This is a genomic window from Pseudomonas sp. 43(2021), from assembly GCF_017490805.1.
GTDB lineage: Bacteria > Pseudomonadota > Gammaproteobacteria > Pseudomonadales > Pseudomonadaceae > Aquipseudomonas.
On record NZ_JAFGYJ010000479.1, the window covers coordinates 1 to 457 of the forward strand.

The following is a 457-nucleotide window of genomic DNA, read 5'->3' on the forward strand; positions in this document are numbered from 1 at the left end:
CGATGCGGGTCTGGTTCTCCTGCGCGGTCAGCAACTGGCTCTGCGCGATGAGCACGTTCACGTAGTCGGTGAGCCCGCGGCTGAAGCCCGCATGCGACAGATCGTACGAGCGCCGCGTGAGCGAGACCGCGCGCGCCGCGTCCTTTTGCTGCGAATCGAGCGAATGCAGGCGCACGACGTTGTCGGCGATGTCCTTCAGCGCGCCGACGATCGTCTGGTTGTAGTGCTCGACCGCCTGGTCGTAGCCCGCCGACGCGACGCCCAGTTGCGCGCGCAGCCGGCCGCCCTCGAAGATCGGCAGCGTGAGCGCGGGGCCGGCCGACCAGCCGCCGTTCATCGCGCGCAGGAACGTCGCGAACGGCGCGCTGACCGCGAAGCCGCCGAGCGACGCGATCAGGTCGACGTTCGGATAGAACGCGGCCTTCGCGACGTCGATGCCGCGCGCCTGCGCGTCGAC

General features: G+C 70.0%; 1 protein-coding gene. It reads right to left on the bottom strand.

Going from position 1 to position 457, the window contains the following annotated elements; genetic code table 11:
* Nucleotides 1–457 (bottom strand): TolC family protein (locus J5M71_RS28265; RefSeq protein ID WP_207838927.1); only part of this gene is annotated, 457 nt, incomplete at both ends.